This window comes from Microbacterium sp. 18062 (genome assembly GCF_902706225.1).
Lineage (GTDB): Bacteria > Actinomycetota > Actinomycetes > Actinomycetales > Microbacteriaceae > Microbacterium.
Map to the genome: position 1 here is coordinate 22,083 of NZ_CACSKB010000038.1, position 20,820 is coordinate 42,902.

The window sequence follows — 20,820 nt, forward strand, 5'->3', positions numbered from 1 at the left end:
GCTATGCGCTCCGCAGGCTGTCGGCGACCAGCTGCTGCTGCTCGGGGGTGAGGTGCGGGAACATGGGCAGCGAGAGTATCTCGCCCGCGGCCCGCTCCGCGATCGGGCACACGCCCGGACGATGACCGAGGTGAGCGTAGGCGGCGCTCGAGTACCACGGTTCCGGGTAGTGCAGCGCCGCGGCCACACCCGCCGCGGCCAGATGCGCCAGCACTCGATCCCGATCCGCGACCCGGATGACGTACAGATGCCACACATCACTGTTGCCGTCCAGGGAGCGCGGTGTCGCCACTCCTGGGATGTCCGCGAGCAACTGCGCATACCGGCGGGCCGCATCCTGGCGGAGAGCGTTCCAGGCGCGCAGGCGTCGCAGTTTGGCGCGCAGGGTCACGGCGTGGATCGGATCGAGCCGCGAGTTCACGCCCACGACCTCATGACGGTATTTGACCTCCGAGCCGTGGTTCGCGAGAACGCGCACGCGTCGCGCGAGCTCTTCGTCGTCGGTCGTCACCGCACCGCCGTCCCCAGACGCTCCGAGATTCTTCCCGGGATAGAACGACGTGGCCGCGATCGTTCCGAGGCTGCCGGCGGCCCGTCCGTGGCGGAGCGCACCCTGCGACTGCGCTCCATCCTCGACGATCGGGATGCCGGCGGCCCGCGCGAGCGGCTCCAGCGCCTCGATCGGAGCGACCTGACCGTAGAGATGCACGGGGACGATCGCCCGCGTCCTGTCGGTGATCGCCACCTCGACCGCCGCCGGATCGATCAGCAGGTGTTCCGGGTCGACGTCCACGGGCACGGGGATCGCCCCGATGCGCGACGCCGCCTCTGCGGTGGCGATGAAGGTGTTGGCCGGGACGATGACCTCGTCGCCGGCACCGACGCCCACCGCTCGATAGGCGAGCTCCAGGGCATCGGTGCCGTTGGCGACGCCCACGGCCCAGGCCACGCCGACGAAGTCCGCGAACTCCCGCTCGAAGGAGGCGACCTCCTCCCCTCCGACGAACTGTGCGGCCTCGAACAGCCTCCGCCAGGCCGGAAGCACCTCCGCGGCGATCTCCGCGCTCTGCGCGGCGAGGTCGAGAAACGGTACGGTCACGACGACTCCCTCTCTTTGGGGCGAATCCTTCGAACGGCGGCGCGGATGAGGTCTCGCAGTTCCGCCCACACCGCGGGCAGCATGAATCTGATGAGCGGCAGGTAGACCGCGATCACGACCACGCATGCGACCGCGAGCGTGAGCAGCGGCGCAGTATCCTCCATCACGAGGACGATCGCGGTGCCCGCCGCACCGGCGCCCGCGGCGGGGACCAGCACTCGCACGAGCGTCTTGCCGATCACCCACCAGGACGTCTCCAGGAGCCGGGAGACCAAGAACCAGCGGGCCACGGTCGCGAGGACGGCGACACAGAGGAAGCCCAGCGCGAACGCCACGAGCCCATGCGGAGCGGTAAGCCACGCGACACCGATCGTCACAGCGTCCACGATCGCGACGTACACAAGCCACGTACCCGGTCTGCCGAGGCCGATGAACAGGCCGTTGTCCAGCCCGCTCAGCGTGACGATGCCAGCCAGCGCGAGGATCTGTGCAGGACCGATGCTCTGCTCCCACTGGTCGCCGAACAGGAGCGGTAGCAGCAGCGACGACCCCACGGCGAGTCCCACCATGACGGGCACAACCATGGCGTGCGCGAGGTACTGGGCACGAAGATATGCGGCGCGCAGCCGGTCCACCGCCTCACGGATCTGCGCGAAGATGACCATCGACACCCAAGTCACGGGCGTGGTGGTCAGGTCATGGGCAACCTGGACGAGCCGCTGTGCGATGTTCAGATACCCGAGTCCGGTGACACCGAGCGCCGCGACGACGATCACGTTCTCGAGCCAGCCGCGGACCAGAGCCACCACGTCACCGCCGACCACCTTCACCCCGAACCGGATCATGTCCGCCAGCTCCGTACTCGAGAACGACCATGACGGGTGCCAGCGTGCAGACGCCCAGGCCAGAACGGTCAGCACGGCTTGGAAGGTGATGGTCTGCCACACAAGAGCCCAGACGCCGGCACCGAGCAACGCGAGCGTGATGGCGACGACCTGGCCGATGGCTCCCGCGACGACGGACTGCAGCGCGATCGTCCGGAACCGCAACGCCCGACGTAGCAGGACGGTCGGCACCATGCCGAGCAGCGCGATGGGCCCCACGACCGCGAGCAGTTGCACGACCGGCCCCAGTTCATCGACATCGAAGAAGGCGCCGATGAACGGCCCGGCGGCCACCATTCCCCCCGCGAGCGCGAGGGAGACGGCTCCGGTGTACCAGAATACTGTGTCGAACGTTGCATCCGACGGTCGATCGCGCTGCACGAGATAGGTGGTCAGCCCCATGTTGGCGACCAGCTGCACGAACGGAATCATCGAGCTCGCGAGCGCGACGGTGCCGAACTCCGCCGGGCTCAGCAGCCGCGTCAGAATCGCGATGGTCACGAACCCTGTGATGCGGATGCTCCACTGCTGCGACACCGTCCACACGACCCCGGAGACCGCCCGTGATCGGAGGCCGCCCGTCTGCCCGGCTCGCGTGCTGGTCATCTCGTTTCCCGACCTGTGAAAGCGATCACACGCGACTCGGTTCGCGGTCGCCCGATGGGCGAGACGCGCGACCGGACTGCAGGCTCACCCGCGCTGCCTCCAGCACCGACAGCACACGCAGGCCAGCAGTTCCGTCGGTACGCGGCGGACGCCCGTCGCGGATCGCTTCGGCGAACTCGCCGACCATCGCCGCGAGGGCTTCGCGTTCTTGCAGTGCCGGCGCCCAGGTGTCGCCGAGCCGGTAGGAGATGTTCGCGTTCGTGCGGGCCTCGAGGGTTCCCGCGGTCAGATCCACACCACGGTCATAGACGCTCAGCCGTTGCTGCGGGTTGAGGTCGTCCCACACAAGGGTGCGGCGAGAGCCGCCGACGACCACCTGACGGATCTTGGTCGGGCTGAGCCAGTTCACGTGCGCGTGTCCGATCGCGCCGCCCGGGAGATCCATCGAGAGGTACCCGACGCACGCCTTGCCCGTGCCCAGCGGATCCGCGCCGACGGCGGTGACGGAGGTCGGATGCAGCCCGCCGGGCAGCAGGAAGTCCATGATCGACAGGTCGTGCGGCGCCAGATCCCAGAAGACGTCGACGTCGGGCTGCACGAGCCCGAGGTTGATGCGCACCGAGTCGATGTAGAGGATGTCCCCCAGATGGCCGTCTTCCACCAGCTCGCGCGCCTTCAGCACGGCCGGCGTGTAGCAGTACGTGTGGTCGATCATCAACACGACGCCGGTCGCCTGCGCCGCGCTTGCCATCTCCTCGGCCAGCTGCGTGCTGTCCGCGAGCGGCTTCTCCACGACGACGTGCTTGCCGGAGGCGATGGCCGCCATCGCGATCGGATAGTGCGTGCGAGCCGGTGTCGCGATGGCGACGGCGTCGACACGCGGATCGGCCAGCACCTCGTCGAGTGATCTCACGGCTGCAACGCCGAATTTCGCGGCCAGCCCGGTTGCTCGCTCGAGATCGAGGTCGCAGATCGCCTCGAGCCGCCAATCCGGACTGTAGTGGAAGTTGCGTGCGAGGTTCGGGCCCCAATACCCCGCACCGATGACGGCAACGCCGAGTGTCTCATTCATAGCCGAATCCCCCATTCGGATCGTGTTGCTGCGTGTGTTGTGTCGTGCCGGGTCTCAGCCGGCCGTCACCGTGAGGCGGCTGATCACCGCGGTGGACGGGCTGCCCCCGGCACCGCCCACGATGATGCCGGCTCTCGGCGAGTCGATGGACTGCGTCACACTGCCCAGCGCCGTCCATGTCGTGCCCGCATCGGTCGAGGATGAGGCGCTGAGCGACTCCCCGACGCGGTCGAGGCGGAGCACCAGACTCGTCGCCGACGTGCTGGCGCTCGACCGGAGCGACGCGCTTCCGCCGCTCTCGCGGACCAGCGAAACGAGTTGCCCGCCCGTCCACGGGTTGAAGTGGCGCGTCACCTGCACGTAGTCGTCGTCGGACTCGTAGACGACGATCCCGGCCTGGTCGAGCGCCGTCGACGGCGCATACTCGAGCGCGAGCTCGACCCGCGACCAGTCGTCGGGCAGATCACGGAAAAGGCTGTTGCGCGTGTCGTTGAGTCCCTCCCAGAGATCGCCCGCTTGGGTCGGGATCTGCAGCCCGGATGCCGAGAACCCGACCACGGCGCCGGTCACCACCTCGGTGTCACGCTCCTGGCCTACCGCGGAGCGCGCGAGGAAGTCCCACCCGTCCGCGAGCAGCGCCGATCGGTCCGCGTAGTCGAACACGACGTCTTCGGATCCCTCGGGGCCCGGACTCGGCGACGGGCCGCTCGTGGGCGACGGGCTCGGGTCGGTCGTGGGCGACGGGCTCGACGACGGCTCCGGTCCCGGCGTCTCGGACCCCTCGGGCGCGGTGACCGTCAGTGCGCGGAGCGTCGCGACCGGTGCGGTATCGGCCGAGTCGTTCGCCCCGACGATGATCCCCGCCCTCGGCGACTCGATCGTACGCGTGACCGACCCCAGCGACGCCCAGGAGACGCCGTCGTCCACCGAGTACCCGCCGGTGATCGTCGTGCCGTCGCGTTCGAGGCGGAGGGTCAGGCTCGTCTGCGTCGTCGCGGCCGAACCCGGCGCGGTCGCGGCACCTGCGGACTCGGACACGAAAACCGTTCGCTGCCCGCCGATCCACGAGTTGTGGTTGCGGGTCATCTGCACGTAGTCGTCGTCCGAGCCGTACACCACCAGTCCGGCCTGTTGGTGGTTCGCCGTCGGAGCGAAGTCCAGCGTGAGCTCCACCCGCGTCCAGTCATCGGGCAGATCGCGGAACAGGCTGTTCTGCGTGTCGTTCAGCCCCTCCCACAGATCGCCCGGGCCCGCCGGGATCCCGAGTCCCGAGGACGAGTAGGAGACCGTGCCGGCCTGCTCGGTGTCGCGTTCCTGCCCTTCAGCCGTGCGCGCGAGGAAGTCCCATCCGTCATCCACCAGGGCGGCGCGGTCCGCGTAATCGAACGCAAACTCCTGCGTCTCGTCGGCATCCGACCCCGGATCCGGCGTCGGTGTGGGATCCGGCGTCGGTGTGGGATCCGGCGTCGGCTCGGGCGTGGGCTCCGGCGTCGGCTCGGGCATGGGTGTCGGTTCCGGCGTCGTGGTGCTCGGAGCATCCGGTGTCACGACGGCGCTCAGGACCGTCGCCACGGGGAACCCGCTGGGCGACCCGCCGATGACGATGCCCAGGCGCGGGCTCGTGAAGTCCTTCGTCGTCGACCCCACGGTCAACCAGGTCGCTCCGCCATCGGCCGAGAGGAAGCCCGTGATCGCATCGGTGGCAGGGTCGCGATCGAGACGTAGCACGAACGTCGTCACCGATGTCGGCCGACGGGCGCTGTCATCCGCGGCACCACCCGACTCGGTGATGAACGAGACTTCCTGTCCACTGCCCCATGAGTTGTGGTCCCTCGTCAGAAGCACATAGTCGTCGTCGTCGTAGATAGCAATGCCTGCCTGCTGGCTGTCCCGCGTCGGCGCGAAGCTCAGGGCGACACGCGCACTCGTCCACTCCGGGTCGAGATCACGGAACACGCTGTTGCGCGTGTTGTTCAGGCTCTCCCACAGGTCACCGCTGTCGGCCGGGATCTGCAGTCCGTCCGCCGTGTAGCCGACCGTGGTCCCCGAGGTCTGCTCCGTGTCGCGAGTGGCCCCGCCGGCGGTGCGGGCGTGGAAATCCCATCCGTCCGCGAGCAGCACCGCGCGGGAGGTGTCGTCGAATGCGTACACGCCAGCGTCGGCCTCGTCGACGCGCAGTTCCACGTCGATCGTCCGGGGGGCGCGCTTCGAGTCCAGTGCTACCGTGACCGTGCCGGTGTAGGTTCCGGCCGCGAGCCCGTCGGGCGAGACGGCGACACTCACCGTGCCGTCACCGGCTCCGCTCGTCGGCGTCACCGAGAGCCAATCCGCGGACGCGGTGTCGCCCTGTGCGCTCCACGTCGACGCGGTGGATCCGGTCACCGACACGTCGACGGACTGCGACGCGATCGGCTCCCCGGCCTTGCCGGCGAACGTCAGCTGCGAGACGTCGACGCCGACCTCCGGTTGAGCCTGGTCGGCGAGCGTGACGTGCACCGAACGCGCGGTCAGGCCGACCGGCACCGACAACAACAGCGTGCGATCGTCGCCGTCGGTTCGCACCTCGAACGTGGCCGGTGTTCCGTTCACGCTCACGGCTGCCGCATCCTGTACCGCGCCGAGCGGAACCTCGAGCGTGATGAGGTCGTTCTCGCCAACCGTCGACTCGAAGTCGCGAAGCAACGAGGTGGGCAGAGCCAGGCGGTGGTAGGCGAAGTCGATGGACGCGCTCGAGGCGGCGTAGTCGGTGAACACTGTCCGGTCCCGCTGCAGAATGTAGGTGACGACCTCACCGATCGGCGCGACCCACACATCGCTCACCGCTGCGTAGGCGATCGCGCTGTCGTCGTTCGCGAACTCGTGCAGCACGAGGTTCGCCCACTTGCCCTCCGACACGGCCGCATCCACAATCGAGGTCAGATCCTCCGGCGGGAACGGCGTGTGCTCGTGTGAGTTGAAGCTCTTGAGGTTCATGAAGTCGGTGGGCGTCGTGTCCTCGAGCTGATTGATGTTGTAGCCGCGCGCGGACAGGAAGTACTCGGAGGCGATCGCCCCGTATTCGATGTCGCGGAAACCGCACGGCCACACCAGCGAGATGACGTCGTCGAGCGAACCGGCGACATCAACGACGCCGTCGAGGTTGGTCTCGATCTCATCCCGGAGCGAGTCATGAGAGATCGTCGAACAGGAGTGGCTCCGCAGGTGCGAACCCAGTTCCTGCCCGGCGTCGCGCATGGCGGCGTACTCGGCGGGCGCCGTCACGCCGTTCATGACGAACGTGCCCGCCGTGCCCTGCTCGAGGTTCTCCGCGAAGCCCGCCGAGTACCCGTCGTCCGTCGATGAGCTGAAGGCTCCGGCATGCCCGTTGCGCCACATCGATACGGTCACGCCCCCTGCGGGATTGACGACCGCACTGACCGGCACCTGCACGACGCCCGGCGTCGTCTCGTCGCTCGTGATGGTGATGGTCGCTTCGTGGACGCCCGTCGCCAATGCTGCGCAATCGGCGGTGACGATCGGCTGAGCAGGTGTCGTGCCGGTCGACTGATCGAGATGGAGCCACGAGTCGCTCGTGGTCGCCGTCCACCCCACCGGTGATTCTTCGTCCCAGTCGACGACCGACAGGGCCTGCGGGGTCGCACACGCCTCGCCCTCGGTCGCCGCGAACACGATCTGCGACGGCGTCGCGGCTAGAGCCGACGGTGCGGGCGCGTCGATCGCGTGCGCAGCCTGCGTGGCGACCGCCCCGGTCAACACCAACGAGCTGGCCACCACGCCGACGACGATCCGCCGTGCAGCGGGCAGACCACTTCGTGCCCCCGCGGCGCCCGGCGACGCCACGACGCTCCCCAGTTTCCCCATGCTCTCCCCCGTCGCGCACACCCCGAGCGTGAGGTGTGAGCCATATGCCGGCACAGCGGGCAGTTGTTTCTGCCGCTGTCGTGTCTGCGCTTCCCTGGCACGGACACAACCGGTATCCCCGCGAGCAGTGTAGCCACAACAGCGCGGCGCATACAACACGCGCGCACGTCAGGTTTCGGACTCTTGATCCGCGGGTGCGTGCACCACCCCGATCCCGGGTCGAATGCCCTGTCGCCCCGGGGCGCGGCCGCAGCACCCGGGCACGAACAGCGGCCTGTCGTCTGGACTGGGTGAACGCCGTCTCTCCCTCCTATGCTGGGCGCCACGGCGTATCGAACGCCGCGGGGATCACACAATTGGGGAAGCATGAGTACTTCTGAAGGTTCTTCTGAAGGTTCGTTCGTCCACGACTCGGCGGATGTCGACTCCTCGGCGCGCATCGGCGCAGGCACGCGGGTGTGGCATCTGGCACAAGTGCGCGAAGACGCCCGATTGGGCGCGGACTGCACGATCGGACGCGGCGCCTACATCGGGCCCGGCGTCGAGGTGGGCGACGCATGCAAGGTGCAAAACTATGCACTGGTCTACGAGCCGGCGCGCCTCGCCGACGGCGTTTTCATCGGTCCAGGCGCCGTTCTCACCAACGACGAGTTCCCCCGGGCCGCCAACCCCGACGGCACGGCGAAGAGCGCCGAGGACTGGGATGCAGTGGCCGTGACGATCGAGCAGGGGGCCTCCGTCGGCGCCCGCGCCGTGTGCATCGCCCCGGTCACGATCGGCGCCTGGGCGTTGGTCGCCGCGGGTGCCGTGGTCACGACCGACGTGCCGCCGCATGCGCTCGTCGTCGGCGTACCGGCCCGGCGCATCGGCTGGGTCGGGCGCGCCGGGCGCCCCCTCGTGTCCGAGGGTGAGGATTGGGTGTGCCCCGTCAGCGGCGAGCGCTACCGGGAGACGTCCGGGCGGCTGCATCCGGCCGTGTAGCCAGCGCAAATCTGTCGGATAGGCTCCCGCCATTCGAGTCTGCGGCACCCGTTGTCTGGGCGGGCCGACATACGGGGGAACGATGATGCGTAAGACGTTGTCGACTTGCACGCTGCTGATTGCCGCGGCCGCGGTGCTGGCCGGCTGCGCGACGGCGGCCCCACCGATCGGATCGGCCTCCGCCTCCTCGCCCTCGATCGCGGCCTCCGCGACGCCGAACCCGATATCGACGCCGACCACTGCGGCGACGCCGCCCGCACTGCCGGACTTGGACGCATCCGATCTGGAGCGGATCGCACAGACCCGGATCTTCTTCGGCCACCGCTCGGTTGGCTCGGACATCGTCGAACTCGGCGTCCCCGCCGTCTACGAGCGGTTCGGCGTCGCGCCGCCCGATGTGAGTTCGGGCTCGCCGTTGGGCGCCGGTTCGGCCGGCGATCAATGGCTGGCACAGACCGATGATCCTCGCGTGAAGATCGACGACTTCGAGGAGTGGATCCGCGAACGCAGCGTCGCAACGGCATCCGACATCGCCTTCATGAAGCTCGGATACGTCGACATCCTCGCCGAGACCGATCTCCAGGCCGTCTTCGACCACTACCGCGCCGTGCTGGACGGGCTCGAGACCGATTTCCCCGCCATGATGTTCCTGCACGCGACGGTCTCGCCGACCCGGTGGGACCCCTGGAACAACGCCGCCATCGAGAGGTTCAACACCCTCATGCGCACCACCTACGCGGACTCGGGCAGCCTGTACGATCTCGCCGCCGTGCTCTCGACCTGCCCCGACGGGACGATCGACGCGCACGAGACCGACGACGGCCTCGCCTACGTGCAACTCTGCGCCGACTACTCCCGTGACGGCGGACACCTGAGCCAGCTCGGTTCCGAGGTCGCCGCGACCGAACTCCTGCGCCTGCTGGCGGCCGTCACCGGCGACGCCGCCGCCGGGTGACCGGGGCGGGCGACGGTCGCGGCGGCGCTGGCCGGTCAGACCCGTGTGCTGGCGCAGGCCCCGGGAAACCGACGCCCTGGCTGGTCGGGGAGTGTGGTCTTCACGCGCTTGCGCAGCCGGATCCCCGCCAGCCGACGCTCGCGTGCGATCTTCGCGAAATCTTGAGGAAGCACGGCGCTGATCTTGCGGCTTCTACGGAAGATTCGAAGTGTTGGCCCGGAAAGGATCGGCTGGACTTCTGAGATGGGGGTCCGGGTCGAGTGCGTCCCGGAAAGAAGCGGGGAGCCCTCGGCGATGCTCGAACAGAGCATCATCCGGCCGATCGTCTGTGGGGAGACGAAGGGTCACGCTCGTGCCGCAACCGATGTCCGCGACAGTCCCGACCAGGTCGCCCTGGGGTGAGACGACGCGGCTCGAGCGCAGCACGGATCACCCGCCCTGCAGACCATGCGTCTGCGGGGCGGGTGACCTCCACCGTGGGCACGTGCCGCGCCAGCGCATCGTAGACGCCGACGATGCTGCCGGAGCGACTTATCCACATGGTGATCTGGAGCCGGTGCCCCCGCGGTTACGCTGACAACAGCCACCATGCGCCAACGAGCCCGGCGAGACCGCCCCCGGCCGTGTCCTTCCAGAGCATCGAGCGTCATGTCCCCCCATACCTCCCAGAAGACCCTCCGCACAGCGATCGTCGAGGACCAACCGCTGTACCGCGAGATGATCACGATCATCCTGGACGCCGCCGACGACTTCCATCTGGCCGGCTCGGCCGACAGCATCGCCGCTGCGGCCACGTTCACCGCATCCGAGCTCGATGTCGTCCTGCTCGACGTGCAGCTGCCCGACGGCTCCGGCATCGATCTGGGACTGTCTCTCCAGGCGGCGAACCCGCGTCTGCCCGTCGTCTTGATCTCTGCCACGGACCAGCTCGACGTGCTCCTCGAACTGCCCGACGAGCAACGTTCCCGATGGAGCTATCTGTCCAAGACGTCATCGCTGTCGACGCAGACGCTCCTCCATGCGCTCAGATCGGCCGCCGCCGGCCGCAGCGTGATCGACCGCACCCTGGTCGAACGCAGACGAGGCCGCCCGAACGGACGCCTCGCGGTGCTCACCGCCCGCCAGCAGGAGGTCATGGCGCTCCTGGCCGCCGGTCTGTCCAACCGCGCCATCGCTGCGCGCCTGGAGGTCTCGGAGCGTTCCGTCGACAACCAGATCAACAGCATCTACCACGCACTGGAGCTGTCCGGAGACAAGACGGGCAATCCGCGTGTGCGTGCGACGCGCATCTTCCTGGAGGAGACTCGATGAACGCGAACGAGGTCACGACTGCAGCGCGCCCGCCGGGTCGCCTCCCCTCCGCCACGGTGAACGACTCACGGCTGTTCTACGGCGCGGCCGGTCTCGCCGGCGCCATCGCCTATGTGACCGTCAGCTCGCACACCGTGTTCCTCTGGGGCGCTCAGTCGGCGTCACTGCGTTCGGCGGTAGCGGCCTCGTTGCCGGACATCACGATCCGTATAGCGGCGAACCTCATCGCCATCATCAGCCTCTTCATCGTGTGCGTGCTCGCACGCGTTCCCGAGCGCATGCCACGCACCTGGGCATGGCTCGTCCCCGCCATGGTCCTGATCGCCGTGGTCGTGCGCGTGATCATCCATCAGGTGACCGGCTTGCGCCCGCGTTACGACATGCCCCCGCTGCTGAACGACCTGGCCTTCGTCGCCGTGATGTCGATGGCCGTCCTGGCATCCGGCCTCGCCGCGGTCAGCGTCGTGCGATACGTGCGCGCCACGGACGAAGCGCGCGCAGGAGACGCGCTGCACGCCGCGGAGGACCTCGCGCTGGTCCGGGAGGAAGAGTTGCAGGTGCGGCGGCGGATCGCCGACGAGCTGCACGGTACCGTCCAGAACCGCCTTGTGCTGCTCGAGACCGAGCTCACAGACATCGCCGAGACGCTGCCGCCCGAGAGCGCACGGCGCGTCCGTGCCGTCTCCGACGCGCTCGACGAAGTGCGCGAGAAGGAGGTGCGCCTGGCCAGTGCCTCGCTGTACCCCGAGTCCTTCGACCGCGGACTCGTTCCCGCCATCCGGGCGCTCGTGCGCCGCGTTCCCGCATCCATCGACATCGACATCGACATCGACGAGACGGCGGTCGCGGCCGTCGACCGCGGACTCGACACAACGGGCAGACTGCTCATCGTCCGCGCGACCGAGGAGGCGCTCACCAATGCGCTACGGCACGGCAAGGCGACACGGCTGACCGTGTCGCTCGACACCGATGACGACGACCTCGTCCTCCGGTTCGCGGACAACGGTGAGGGCTTCGGAGCAGACGTGGAGCTGAGCGGACTCGCCCGTCTCCGGCACAGTCTGCGACGCGCGGGCGGGGACCTCCAGGTGGTCTCGAGGCCCGGTGACGGCACGGTCGTGTCGGCGCGCGCGCCCGCGCGCCTCGGCGAAGCCTGCTAGCGAAGCCGCCGCATCCGCTGCCGGGGCGTGCGCATCCGCCGGCCGGACCGGGGAGGTCGCGAGGCGGGCGGCACGGCTCCCGGTGGCCGCTCAGAGCTTGCGCAGCAGCACGCGGTCGACGGCGTGTGAGGCGCCCTTCTGCAGGATGAGCGAGGCACGGTGCTTGGTGGGCAGGACGTTCTCCACCAGGTTCGGCAGGTTGATCTCGTTCCAGTAGTAGCCCGCGCGGCTCACGGCCTCGTCGTCGGAGATGTCGGCGAAGACCCGGAAGTACGAGCTCGGGTCGTTGAACGCCGCCTGACGCAGTGCCAGGAACCGCTCGGTGTACCACTGCTGGATGTGCAGGGGATCCGCATCCACGTAGATCGAGAAGTCGAACAGATCGCTCACCGCGACGTCGTTCGGCGTCGGCGGCGGCTGCAGCACGTTCAGTCCCTCGACGATGACGACGTCGGGGCGCCGCACGGTGGTGTGCGCGTCGGGGACGATGTCGTAGCGCATGTGCGAGTAGTACGGCGCCTGCACCTCGGGCGCGCCCGACTTCACGGCGGTGAGGAACTCGACGAGACCACGGCGGTCGTAGGACTCCGGAAAGCCCTTGCGGCTCATGATCCCGCGGCGCTCGAGCTCGGCGTTGGGATGGAGGAACCCGTCGGTCGTCATCAGCTCGACGCGGGGCGTGCCCGGCCAGCGGCTGACGAGCTCGCGCAGCAGACGCGCGATCGTGGACTTGCCGACGGCCACCGAGCCGGCGACGCCGATCACGAACGGCGTCGTCGTGTCGTCCTCGCCCAGGAAGGCGCTCTCCTCGGCACCGATCCGCCGGGTCGACGACGCGCGCAAGGACAGCAGCCGACTGAGCGGCACGTACACCTCGCGCACCTCGGTGAGATCGAGCCGATCGCCGAGACCGCGCAGCTGCACGACCTCGGACTCGGTCAGCGGCTGCTCCATCCCCGCAGCCAGTCGCGCCCACTCCGCACGATCGATCTGTCGGTACAGCGACAACGCGAGCGGCTCGGACACCTCGGAAACCTCGGGCACGGGGCAATCGTAGCGGGCCGCGTGTCGGGCGAGCCCGCGGGGCGGCCGGCGCGGGACGGGTCCGTTACGCGCCGGCGGGGCGCGGGACGGGCCGGCGCCGCCGCGCGGGACGGGTACGCTGACCGGGTGCGACTGGGCGTTCTCGACATCGGTTCCAACACGGTGCATCTTCTGGTCGCCGATGCGCACCCTGGCGGACGCCCGCTCGCGACCACGAGCCGGCGCACCGTGCTGCGCCTCATGCGCTACCTGACGCCCGGCGGCGCCATCAGCGAGGCCGGCATCCGTGCGCTCGAGGATGCCGCCGACGAAGCCCGGACGACCGCGCGCGCCGAGGGCGTCGTCGAACTGCTCGCGACCGCCACCTCGGCCGTCCGCGAGGCCACGAACGGACCCGAGGTGATCGCGCGGATCGAGGACGCCCTCGGCCAGCCGTTGCAGGTGCTGGGCGGCGAGGACGAGGCACGGTTCACCTTCCTGGCCGTCCGCCGCTGGCTCGGCTGGTCGGCCGGGCAGATCCTCCTCCTGGACATCGGCGGCGGCTCGCTGGAGATCGCGGCGGGTGCCGACGAGCTGCCGGCGGCGGCCGCATCCGTCCCCCTGGGCGCCGGACGGATGACGCTGCGGTTCCTGCCCGACGAGCCGCCCGGCGAGGATGCCGTCGACCGCCTGCGCGAACACGCCCGCACCGTGCTGGCACCCGTGGCCGAGACGTTCGCGGCGCAGCCGCGCCCCGATCACGTCGCCGGCTCGTCCAAGGCCATCCGCTCGCTCGCGAAGCTCGCCGGGTACCCGGCGCCGGGCTGGTCGGGCAACGAGCGGCTGCTGCTTCCGCGCGCGGCGCTCGGCTCGTGGATCCCGCGACTCGCGCGACTGCCCGCATCCGCCCGCCAGGAGCTGCCCGGCATCACGGCGGACCGCACGTTCCAGATCGTCGCAGGCGCCGTCGTGCTGCACACCGCGATGCGCGAGCTCGGCATCGAGGAGCTCGAGGTCAGCCCGTGGGCGCTGCGCGAGGGCGTGCTGCTGCGCTACATCGAATCGATGGCGTGGGGCTGACCCCTGTGCCGCGCCGGATGTCGCTCGTAGGATGAGGCATCCGTACACCCGGCGGGCCCACGGAACGCCGTGCACCCGCCGGGCGCACGGCGCGGCACCGACGTCCCCCCAAATCCAGGCGGTCGCTCGCCGCATATGCAGAGAGCAGGACCTTCCGTCGGTATGAACGAAACTAGGCCAGAATCCGACGACGGACAAGACTATGGACTCAGAGTCCATAACGATTCGTCACACGACGCGTCGTCGACCGCGAGCGGACGGCCGAGGCGGATCCCCCGCGACGAGCTGCGCACCCGCGTGCTCGACGCCGCCGAGGAGCTGCTCGCCGACGGCGCCATCTCGGTCGGGCTCCACCACCTCAACATGGAGGAGCTCATCCGCCGGGTGGGAGTGCCGCGCAGCTCGGCCTTCGCCGCGTTCGGCGGGAAGGACGAGCTGCTCACCGCACTCATGCTGCGCCTGCTCGACCCGGCCGGACCGCACTCGCTCGGGTACTCCCCCGGCACGAACGACGTGACAGCGGCGGCGTTCCGACAGCACGCCGACCTCTTGACGGATGCGGAGGGCCGCCCGGATCCGGACGGCACCGTCGGGGTGCTGCACGAGGCGATCCGTCGCGGGCTCGCCCGGAACGTCGCCGATACCGTGCAATCGGCCGAGTGGCGCACCTACATGGCCCTGTCGGTGTCGGTGTCGAGCCTCCCGCCCGCGCAGCAGCCGCGCGTCCGCGCCGCGCTGCAGGCGGCGGAGACGCGGTTCCTCGAGCAGATGGCCGAGGACTACCGGAGCGCACTGACCTCCGTCGGGCTCCGTCCGGTGGAAGGGGTGACATGGATCCAGATCGCCGCGATCGGTGCGTCGCTGGTCGAGGGGATCGCGAGCAAGCGGCTGATCGGCATCCCGGATGCCGACGGGGTCGTCCTTCGTCCCGGCATCGACGGCGAGCCGGTGGAGTGGGAGCTGGCGGCCCTGGCCTTCGCGGCGATGATCGACGGGCTCACCCGCCCGGTGGCGTGACCGCGGCGGGGCGTGACCCGGAGCGAGGCGGGCCGCGGCCACCGTGCAGATCCGCGGGGAAAGACGCGGCAGACTCCCGGATCGCGACGGGCACGGGACCGGGCCGGGCGGCTACAGGGTCAGGTGCGTGCGCACGACGTCGGCGAGGCGCTCGGCGATGCGATGCGCGTCGTCGACGTGCTCAGCCTCGACCATGACCCGCACGAGCTGCTCGGTGCCCGAGGCGCGCAGCAGCACACGGCCGCCGCCCCCGAGCTCCGTCTCCGCGGCGGCGACGGCCGCCGACACCGCGGCGTCCGCGACACGCGTGCGGTCGACGTCCTTGACGTTGAGCAGCACCTGCGGGAACACCGTCATGATCGATGCGAGCTCGGCGAGGGTCTTGCCCTGCCGCGCCATCTCGGCCATCAGGTGCAGCCCCGTGAGCACCCCGTCGCCGGTCGTCGCGAACTCGCTCATGATCACATGACCGGACTGCTCGCCGCCGAGCGTGTACCCGTTCGCGTTCATCGCCTCGAGCACGTACCGGTCGCCGACGGCGGTCTGCACGACACGGATGCCGCGGGCCTCCATCGCACGATGCAGCCCCAGGTTGCTCATCACGGTCGCCACGAGGGTGTCCTCGCGGAGGACCCCGCGATCCTGCATGGCCGCGGCGAGGATCGCCATGATCTGATCGCCGTCGATCGTGTTGCCGGCCGCATCCACCGCGAGGCAGCGATCTGCGTCGCCGTCGTGCGCGATGCCGAGGTCGGCGCCGGAGCGCAGCACCTCGGCCGAGAGGTGGTCGAGGTGCGTCGAGCCGACGCCGTCGTTGATGTTGAGCCCGTCCGGGTCGGCACCGATGACGGTCACACGCGCCCCGGCGTCGCGGAACGTCTCCGGCGAGACGCCGGCGGCTGCGCCGTGCGCGCAGTCCAGCACGACGTGCAGGCCCTCGAGTCGATGCGGCAACGACTGCAGCAGGTGCACGACGTAGCGGTCCTCGGCATCCGCGAACCGGCGGATGCGGCCGACATCGGCTCCCGTGGGCTGCAGCTTCTGCCCGGCGATCGCGTACTCGATGCGCTGCTCGACCAGATCGGGAAGCTTGGCACCGCCACGCGCGAAGATCTTGATCCCGTTGTCGGGAGCGGGGTTGTGCGAGGCCGAGACCATCACACCGAAGTCGGCGTCGATGTCGGCGATGAGGAACGCCGCCGCCGGTGTCGGCAGCACGCCCGCGTCGTACACGTCGACCCCCGAGGAGGCGAGACCCGCCGCCACCGCGGCCGAGAGGAACTCACCGGAGATGCGCGGGTCGCGTGCCACGACCGCGGTGATCCGCTTGCCTGCGGCACGCCGCGCCTCGGCGGAACGTCCCTGGCCCAGGACGACAGCAGTCGCCTGGGCCAGGGAGAGCGCCAGATCGGCGGTGAGGGGGCCGTTGGCCAGCCCCCGCACGCCGTCCGTACCGAACAGCGCCATCCGGCGTGTCAGCGCTTCGAGTACTGAGGAGCCTTGCGCGCCTTCTTGAGACCGGCCTTCTTGCGCTCCTTGACGCGAGCGTCGCGCGAGAGGAAGCCGGCCTTCTTCAGGGTCGGGCGGTTGTTCTCGATGTCGATCTCGTTGAGCGCGCGGGCGATGCCGAGACGGAGCGCCCCGGCCTGGCCCGAGGGGCCGCCGCCGCTGATGCGCGCGATCACGTCGTACGCGTCGGTGAGGTTCAGCACCGTGAACGGGTCGGTCACGAGCTGCTGGTGCAGCTTGTTCGGGAAGTAGTCCTCGAACGTGCGGCCGTTGATCGTGATGGTTCCCGAGCCCGGGATCAGCCGCACGCGGGCGATGGCCTGCTTGCGACGTCCGACGGCGGCACCGGGGACCGAGAGCACGGGGCGCACGGCCTCCGCGGTCTCGAGGTCGGCCGGGGTCTCGGTGGAGTAGTTGGTGGTCTCTTCGATGTTCGCCACGAGTGTGTCCTTATCCTTTTCGGCGCTTACTGGGCGACCTGGTCGAAGACGTAGGCCTTGGGCTGCTGAGCGGCGTGCGGGTGCTCGCCTCCGACGTAGACCTTGAGCTTCGTGAGCTGCTGACGGCCGAGGCTGTTCTTGGGGAGCATGCCGCGGATCGCCTTCTCCACGGCGCGGATCGGGTTCTTCTCGAGAAGCTCCGAGTACGTCACCGACTTGAGGCCGCCCGGGTAGCCCGAGTGGCGGTAGGCCTTCTTCTGCTCGAGCTTCTGGCCGGTCAGGGCGACCTTGTCGGCATTGATGATGACGACGAAGTCGCCGGTGTCGACGTGGTTCGCGAAGGTGGGCTTGTGCTTGCCGCGGAGCAGGGTCGCCGCGTGCGAGGCGAGGCGTCCGAGGACGACGTCGGTCGCGTCGATGACCAGCCACTCGCGCTGGATCTCGCCAGCCTTGGGGGTGAAAGTGCGCGTCACAGTAGTGCTGCTTTCTTGATCGAACGGAGAGGTTCGTGAATCCCACTCCGGGGTGCTTCCCGCGGGGAAGACGCCAGTGGAGGGCTCACGTTCGCGGGCCGGCCCAGCAGGGGCGCGGCACCAAAGAGTCAGAATAGCACGTCGGCGGCCGCGGCGCGGGGCCCGCCGCCGCGCCTCGGCGCTCGGAGGCGTGCACGACCCGGGTTCGAGACGACGATGCGGAGCCGGGTCGGGAACGCGCGGGCAGGGCGAGAGGGGTGCCGACCGCCGTCCCCACGTGCCGTCCGCACCCCTCTACGCGATGTCCCCGAACGCACGGCACGGCGGCGACGTGCGGTAGACCCACGCGCACGACCTCTCGTGTCCGTCGCGTCGTGAATCCCCCCAAGTCCACTCGTCGGAGCGCGGAGGCAGCCTTTCGGGGCGAGCGCCTCGGGAATGGATGCGCATGACGCGCCCGAGGCGATCTCCATCATGCTGACCGCCGGTGCCGCATCGGCAGAGCCGTTCCCGCGGTTTTCACCCCGCGTTTCACCCTGCCCTGCCCACCCTGTCCTGCCCAACCGCCGCAAGCCGTCCGGCGACATCGCCCCGACGACGAGGGCCGCGTTCCGCACACGACCGCACGGGTGGCGAACGGGCTCAGGCCGGGGGCAGCACGGTGATCGACTCGACCACCGCGCCGTGGGGCCGCATCCGCTCGATCGCGCCCTCGACCTCGTGGAAAGCGCCGGCCACGAGCACCGTGTCGCCGGGACCCCACGGGGTGATCGCCGCGGGACCGATGCGCCCGTCGGGCGCTCCCGAGACGACGGCGACGGCACGGACGTCGGGCGCCGAGGCGCGCGCGAGCGTCACCGCCTGCGTCACCACGAGCCGTTCGAGGGTGCGGGCCAGCACGAGCGCGAGGCGCTCGCTCGATCGGAAGAGGATCGACATCGTGCCCGCCCCGTCGCCCACGACGAGGGTGTTGAACGACGTGAAGCTGATCCCGCGGGTCGAGAACATCTCGGCGAGCGCGGTCAGCGCGCCGCTGCGGTCGTCGGCGCGCACGAAGACGACCCAGCGGTCGTGGATGCTGCCGCCGTCGGGGAGCGGCGTCTGCTCGCTCACGCGGTCCACCTCGCGATCGCGGCGTCGATCTGCGCGCCGACGACACTCAGCCGGGTCTCCTCGTCGGGGGCGAGGTCGCCGAGAAGCACGTGCGTCCAGCCGTCGGGGCCGAGCACGACCGGGACGCCGAGCGTACCGCGCCAGGGATCACCGGCGAGCACGATCTCGCCGTCGAGCGCGACCTGCCCGGCGACCACGATGTCGCGCCCGTCGAGCACCGTGTCCACGAGGTCGACGGTCGCTCCGGCGGTGCCGTAGGCGGTCTTCGCCCCGCTCTGGTGGGTCAGGTACGGACGCACGACCGCCTGCACGTCGGGCCGCCAGCCGTCGATGCGCTGGAACGCCGCGGCGAGGGATGCCGCATCCGCCGTCGCCGAGATCGCGCCGAGCTCGGCCTTGGCCGCGGCGACCTCCTCGCCGAAGGCGACGAGCGAGCGCTCGCCGCGCAGGTTCGCGAGCGACTCGATGCGCTCGTCGACGTCGAGTCCCCGGATGCGGACGCTCGACCACAGCGGCACGGCCCCGTCGCCGTGCTGCCCGCCGACGAAGCCGCTGATGCGCTGGCGACGGATGCCGAGGGACGCGGCGATCTCGCGCCGGAAGCGCAGGGTGTCGAGCCACGCGCCCATGCCGATCACCCGGTGCCGGCCGAGGCGCCGCGCGAAGATCGAGACGCCGAGCTCGACCGGGTTCGACACGACGATGACGACCTCGTGACCGCTGCCAGTCGCCGCGATCGCGTCGGCGTACTCCTCGAAGACGGCACGGTTGGCGAGGGCGAGCGCGTCACGGTCGACGACCTGCCCGACGCCGGTGGGGATCGTGCGGCCCGCCGCGACCACGATGACGTCCGCGACCACGTCGGCCGGGGAGACCGCGACGTCGATGAGCGGGGCGTGCTCGTCGTGCGCGTCGATGAGATCCACCCGCAGGCCGTGCGCGGCGCGACCCGAAGGCCCGTCCGCACGGCCGACCAGCTGCAGCCGGGAGCTCGATCGCAGCACGCGGCGCTGGATCAGCTCGGCGCAGATGGCGCGGCCGACGTCGCCGGTGGCTCCGAGCACGGCGACGTCCATGGCCACGACGCTACCCGTGCACGATGACGATCGGATGTCGCCGAGCATGATCCCGGGACGTGCACGACGGCGTGCACGTCGGCGGATGCGGCGCCCGACACCCCGCGACCCCACCGCCCACGTCGGCGTGTCGCCCACGATCCCCGCCGTCGTGCACGGGACGACTCGAGCCCCACGGACCTCAGAGACGGCGGTAGCCGCCCTCGGGGGTGCGCACCACGAGCCCCCGCTCGGCGAAGGCGTCGAGCCATCCGGTCATCGGCCACCGTCCCCACCGGGTGTGGAAGAGCTCGCCGTTGCGCAGGATCGCGTCGAGGTGGCGCACCGGGGGATCCTCGACCTCGTGGTGCTGATGGAACGCCCGCGCCGACCCGACCCACGCCATCCCGACGCCCCGCGCCTCGGCGGCTCGGCCGAAGTCGGTGTCCTCGCCGCCGTAGCCGACGTAGTCCTCGCAGAACCGGCCGATCCGCCCCCACGTCCCGGCGGCGAGGGCGAACGAGAGCGACCAGAAGAGGTCCGGGTCGCCGCCGAGAAGGACCTCTCCCGGCGCGGGCGCGGGACGACCCGGATGCGGCCGGTCGCTCGCGGCGAGCGCGTCGAGGTCGTATCCGCCCGCGGGGGCGGGCGGCAGGTAGGTGACCGGGCCGCTGAGCAGCAGCCCCGCGCTCTCGGGCGCGACGGCCGCATCCGTGTACGCACCGATCAGATCGGGCCCGGGCAGACAGTCGACGTCGAGGAAGACCAGCACATCGGCGCCCCGGGCGAGCGCGGCGGCCGCACCGGCGTTGCGCGCACGGGCGAGCGGCAGCCCGCTCCCGCCGCCCGGCAGCTCGACGATGTGCGTGCGCGGGTCGCCGGCGCGGGCGAGGGCGACGAGGACGGGATCGTCCATCGCGACCAGGATGCGGTCATCCGCCGGCCGCGCGGAGCGCCGGGCGGCCTCGGTCTGCCGCGACCAGTGCGCGTGGCGGCCGTGCGCGATCGTGATGAGGGCGGTCCGGGTCACGTCGGCCCCGAGCCCGGCACCGGCCCCCGCTCCGAGCCCGACCTCGACACCCGCACGGGCCCAGACCCCCGCACAGAGTCCGAGCCCGCGGCCGGCGCGGGGTGAGAAGCGCCCGCCCCCGCGGCGACCTCCGCGATGATCCGGGCTGCCC

At 70.3% G+C, this 20,820-nt stretch carries 17 protein-coding genes; 6 read left to right on the top strand and 11 right to left on the bottom strand.

The genetic code is table 11. The annotated features are described in order from the left end of the window. Position 1: 1 nt before the first annotated feature. Genes GVL03_RS13755 through GVL03_RS13770 form a run of 4 tightly spaced genes read right to left on the bottom strand, consistent with a single transcriptional unit; the run spans position 2 to position 7,522 of the window. A complete protein-coding gene (locus tag GVL03_RS13755) occupies positions 2-1,099 on the bottom strand; it encodes a DegT/DnrJ/EryC1/StrS aminotransferase family protein (RefSeq protein WP_235038171.1) in 1,098 nt (365 codons plus the stop codon). Then, the gene (locus GVL03_RS22355; protein ID WP_159501577.1) at positions 1,096-2,589 is read right to left on the bottom strand and encodes a lipopolysaccharide biosynthesis protein; all 1,494 of its coding nucleotides are present in this window, start codon (positions 2,587-2,589) and stop codon (positions 1,096-1,098) included. The genes GVL03_RS13755 and GVL03_RS22355 overlap by 4 nt, the downstream gene beginning before the upstream one ends. A gap of 25 nt (positions 2,590-2,614) precedes the next feature. Continuing rightward, the gene (locus GVL03_RS13765) at positions 2,615-3,661 is read right to left on the bottom strand and encodes a Gfo/Idh/MocA family protein (protein WP_159501578.1); all 1,047 of its coding nucleotides are present in this window, start codon (positions 3,659-3,661) and stop codon (positions 2,615-2,617) included. A gap of 54 nt (positions 3,662-3,715) precedes the next feature. Further along, the gene (locus GVL03_RS13770; protein WP_159501579.1) at positions 3,716-7,522 is read right to left on the bottom strand and encodes a hypothetical protein; all 3,807 of its coding nucleotides are present in this window, start codon (positions 7,520-7,522) and stop codon (positions 3,716-3,718) included. A 366-nt stretch (positions 7,523-7,888) separates the two neighbouring features. Between GVL03_RS13770 and GVL03_RS13775 the strand changes: the two genes are divergently transcribed. From GVL03_RS13775 to GVL03_RS13790, 4 genes are all read left to right on the top strand, one after another. Further along, on the top strand, positions 7,889-8,503 hold the full coding sequence (locus GVL03_RS13775; protein WP_159501580.1) for an acyltransferase: 615 nt from the start codon (positions 7,889-7,891) through the stop codon (positions 8,501-8,503). Between the two features lie 82 nt (positions 8,504-8,585). Further along, positions 8,586-9,458 carry a hypothetical protein gene (locus tag GVL03_RS13780; RefSeq protein ID WP_159501581.1) on the top strand — a complete coding sequence of 291 codons (873 nt, stop codon included), beginning with the start codon at positions 8,586-8,588 and terminating at the stop codon, positions 9,456-9,458. 648 nt (positions 9,459-10,106) lie between these two features. After that, entirely contained in the window at positions 10,107-10,769 is a 663-nt protein-coding gene (locus tag GVL03_RS13785; protein ID WP_159501582.1) for a response regulator, read from the top strand. Further along, positions 10,766-11,929: a sensor histidine kinase gene (locus tag GVL03_RS13790; protein ID WP_159501583.1), complete on the top strand. Its 1,164-nt coding sequence runs from the start codon at positions 10,766-10,768 to the stop codon at positions 11,927-11,929. The genes GVL03_RS13785 and GVL03_RS13790 overlap by 4 nt, the downstream gene beginning before the upstream one ends. A gap of 90 nt (positions 11,930-12,019) precedes the next feature. Here the strand turns inward: GVL03_RS13790 and coaA are convergent, their stop codons facing one another. Next, complete coding sequence (gene coaA / locus GVL03_RS13795; protein WP_235038172.1) at positions 12,020-12,973, bottom strand: type I pantothenate kinase; 954 nt, start codon at positions 12,971-12,973, stop codon at positions 12,020-12,022. Positions 12,974-13,099: 126 nt separating this feature from the next. On the opposite strand from coaA, the gene GVL03_RS13800 reads away from it, so the two are divergent. Together GVL03_RS13800 and GVL03_RS13805 are read left to right on the top strand one after the other, a co-directional pair. Next, on the top strand, positions 13,100-14,032 hold the full coding sequence (locus GVL03_RS13800; protein WP_159501584.1) for a Ppx/GppA phosphatase family protein: 933 nt from the start codon (positions 13,100-13,102) through the stop codon (positions 14,030-14,032). Positions 14,033-14,329: 297 nt separating this feature from the next. Further along, positions 14,330-15,049, top strand: coding sequence for a TetR family transcriptional regulator (locus GVL03_RS13805; protein ID WP_159501585.1), 720 nt, complete (start codon positions 14,330-14,332; stop codon positions 15,047-15,049). A gap of 111 nt (positions 15,050-15,160) precedes the next feature. On the opposite strand, the gene glmM is transcribed toward GVL03_RS13805, so the two are convergent. From glmM to GVL03_RS13835, 6 genes are all read right to left on the bottom strand, one after another. Beyond that, entirely contained in the window at positions 15,161-16,516 is a 1,356-nt protein-coding gene (glmM, locus tag GVL03_RS13810) for a phosphoglucosamine mutase (protein ID WP_159501586.1), read from the bottom strand. Between the two features lie 8 nt (positions 16,517-16,524). Beyond that, positions 16,525-16,998, bottom strand: a complete 474-nt coding sequence (gene rpsI / locus GVL03_RS13815; RefSeq protein WP_159501587.1) for a 30S ribosomal protein S9 — start codon at positions 16,996-16,998, stop codon at positions 16,525-16,527. A 26-nt stretch (positions 16,999-17,024) separates the two neighbouring features. Beyond that, positions 17,025-17,471: a 50S ribosomal protein L13 gene (gene rplM, locus GVL03_RS13820; RefSeq protein WP_159501588.1), complete on the bottom strand. Its 447-nt coding sequence runs from the start codon at positions 17,469-17,471 to the stop codon at positions 17,025-17,027. A gap of 642 nt (positions 17,472-18,113) precedes the next feature. Beyond that, a complete protein-coding gene (locus tag GVL03_RS13825; protein WP_159501589.1) occupies positions 18,114-18,584 on the bottom strand; it encodes a hypothetical protein in 471 nt (156 codons plus the stop codon). Next, complete coding sequence (locus GVL03_RS13830) at positions 18,581-19,660, bottom strand: lactate dehydrogenase (RefSeq protein ID WP_159501590.1); 1,080 nt, start codon at positions 19,658-19,660, stop codon at positions 18,581-18,583. Before GVL03_RS13830 ends, GVL03_RS13825 begins: the two co-directional genes overlap by 4 nt. Before the next feature lie 181 nt (positions 19,661-19,841). Next, on the bottom strand, positions 19,842-20,820 hold a 979-nt coding region (locus GVL03_RS13835; RefSeq protein ID WP_235038173.1), incomplete at its 5' end, for a glycosyltransferase family 2 protein.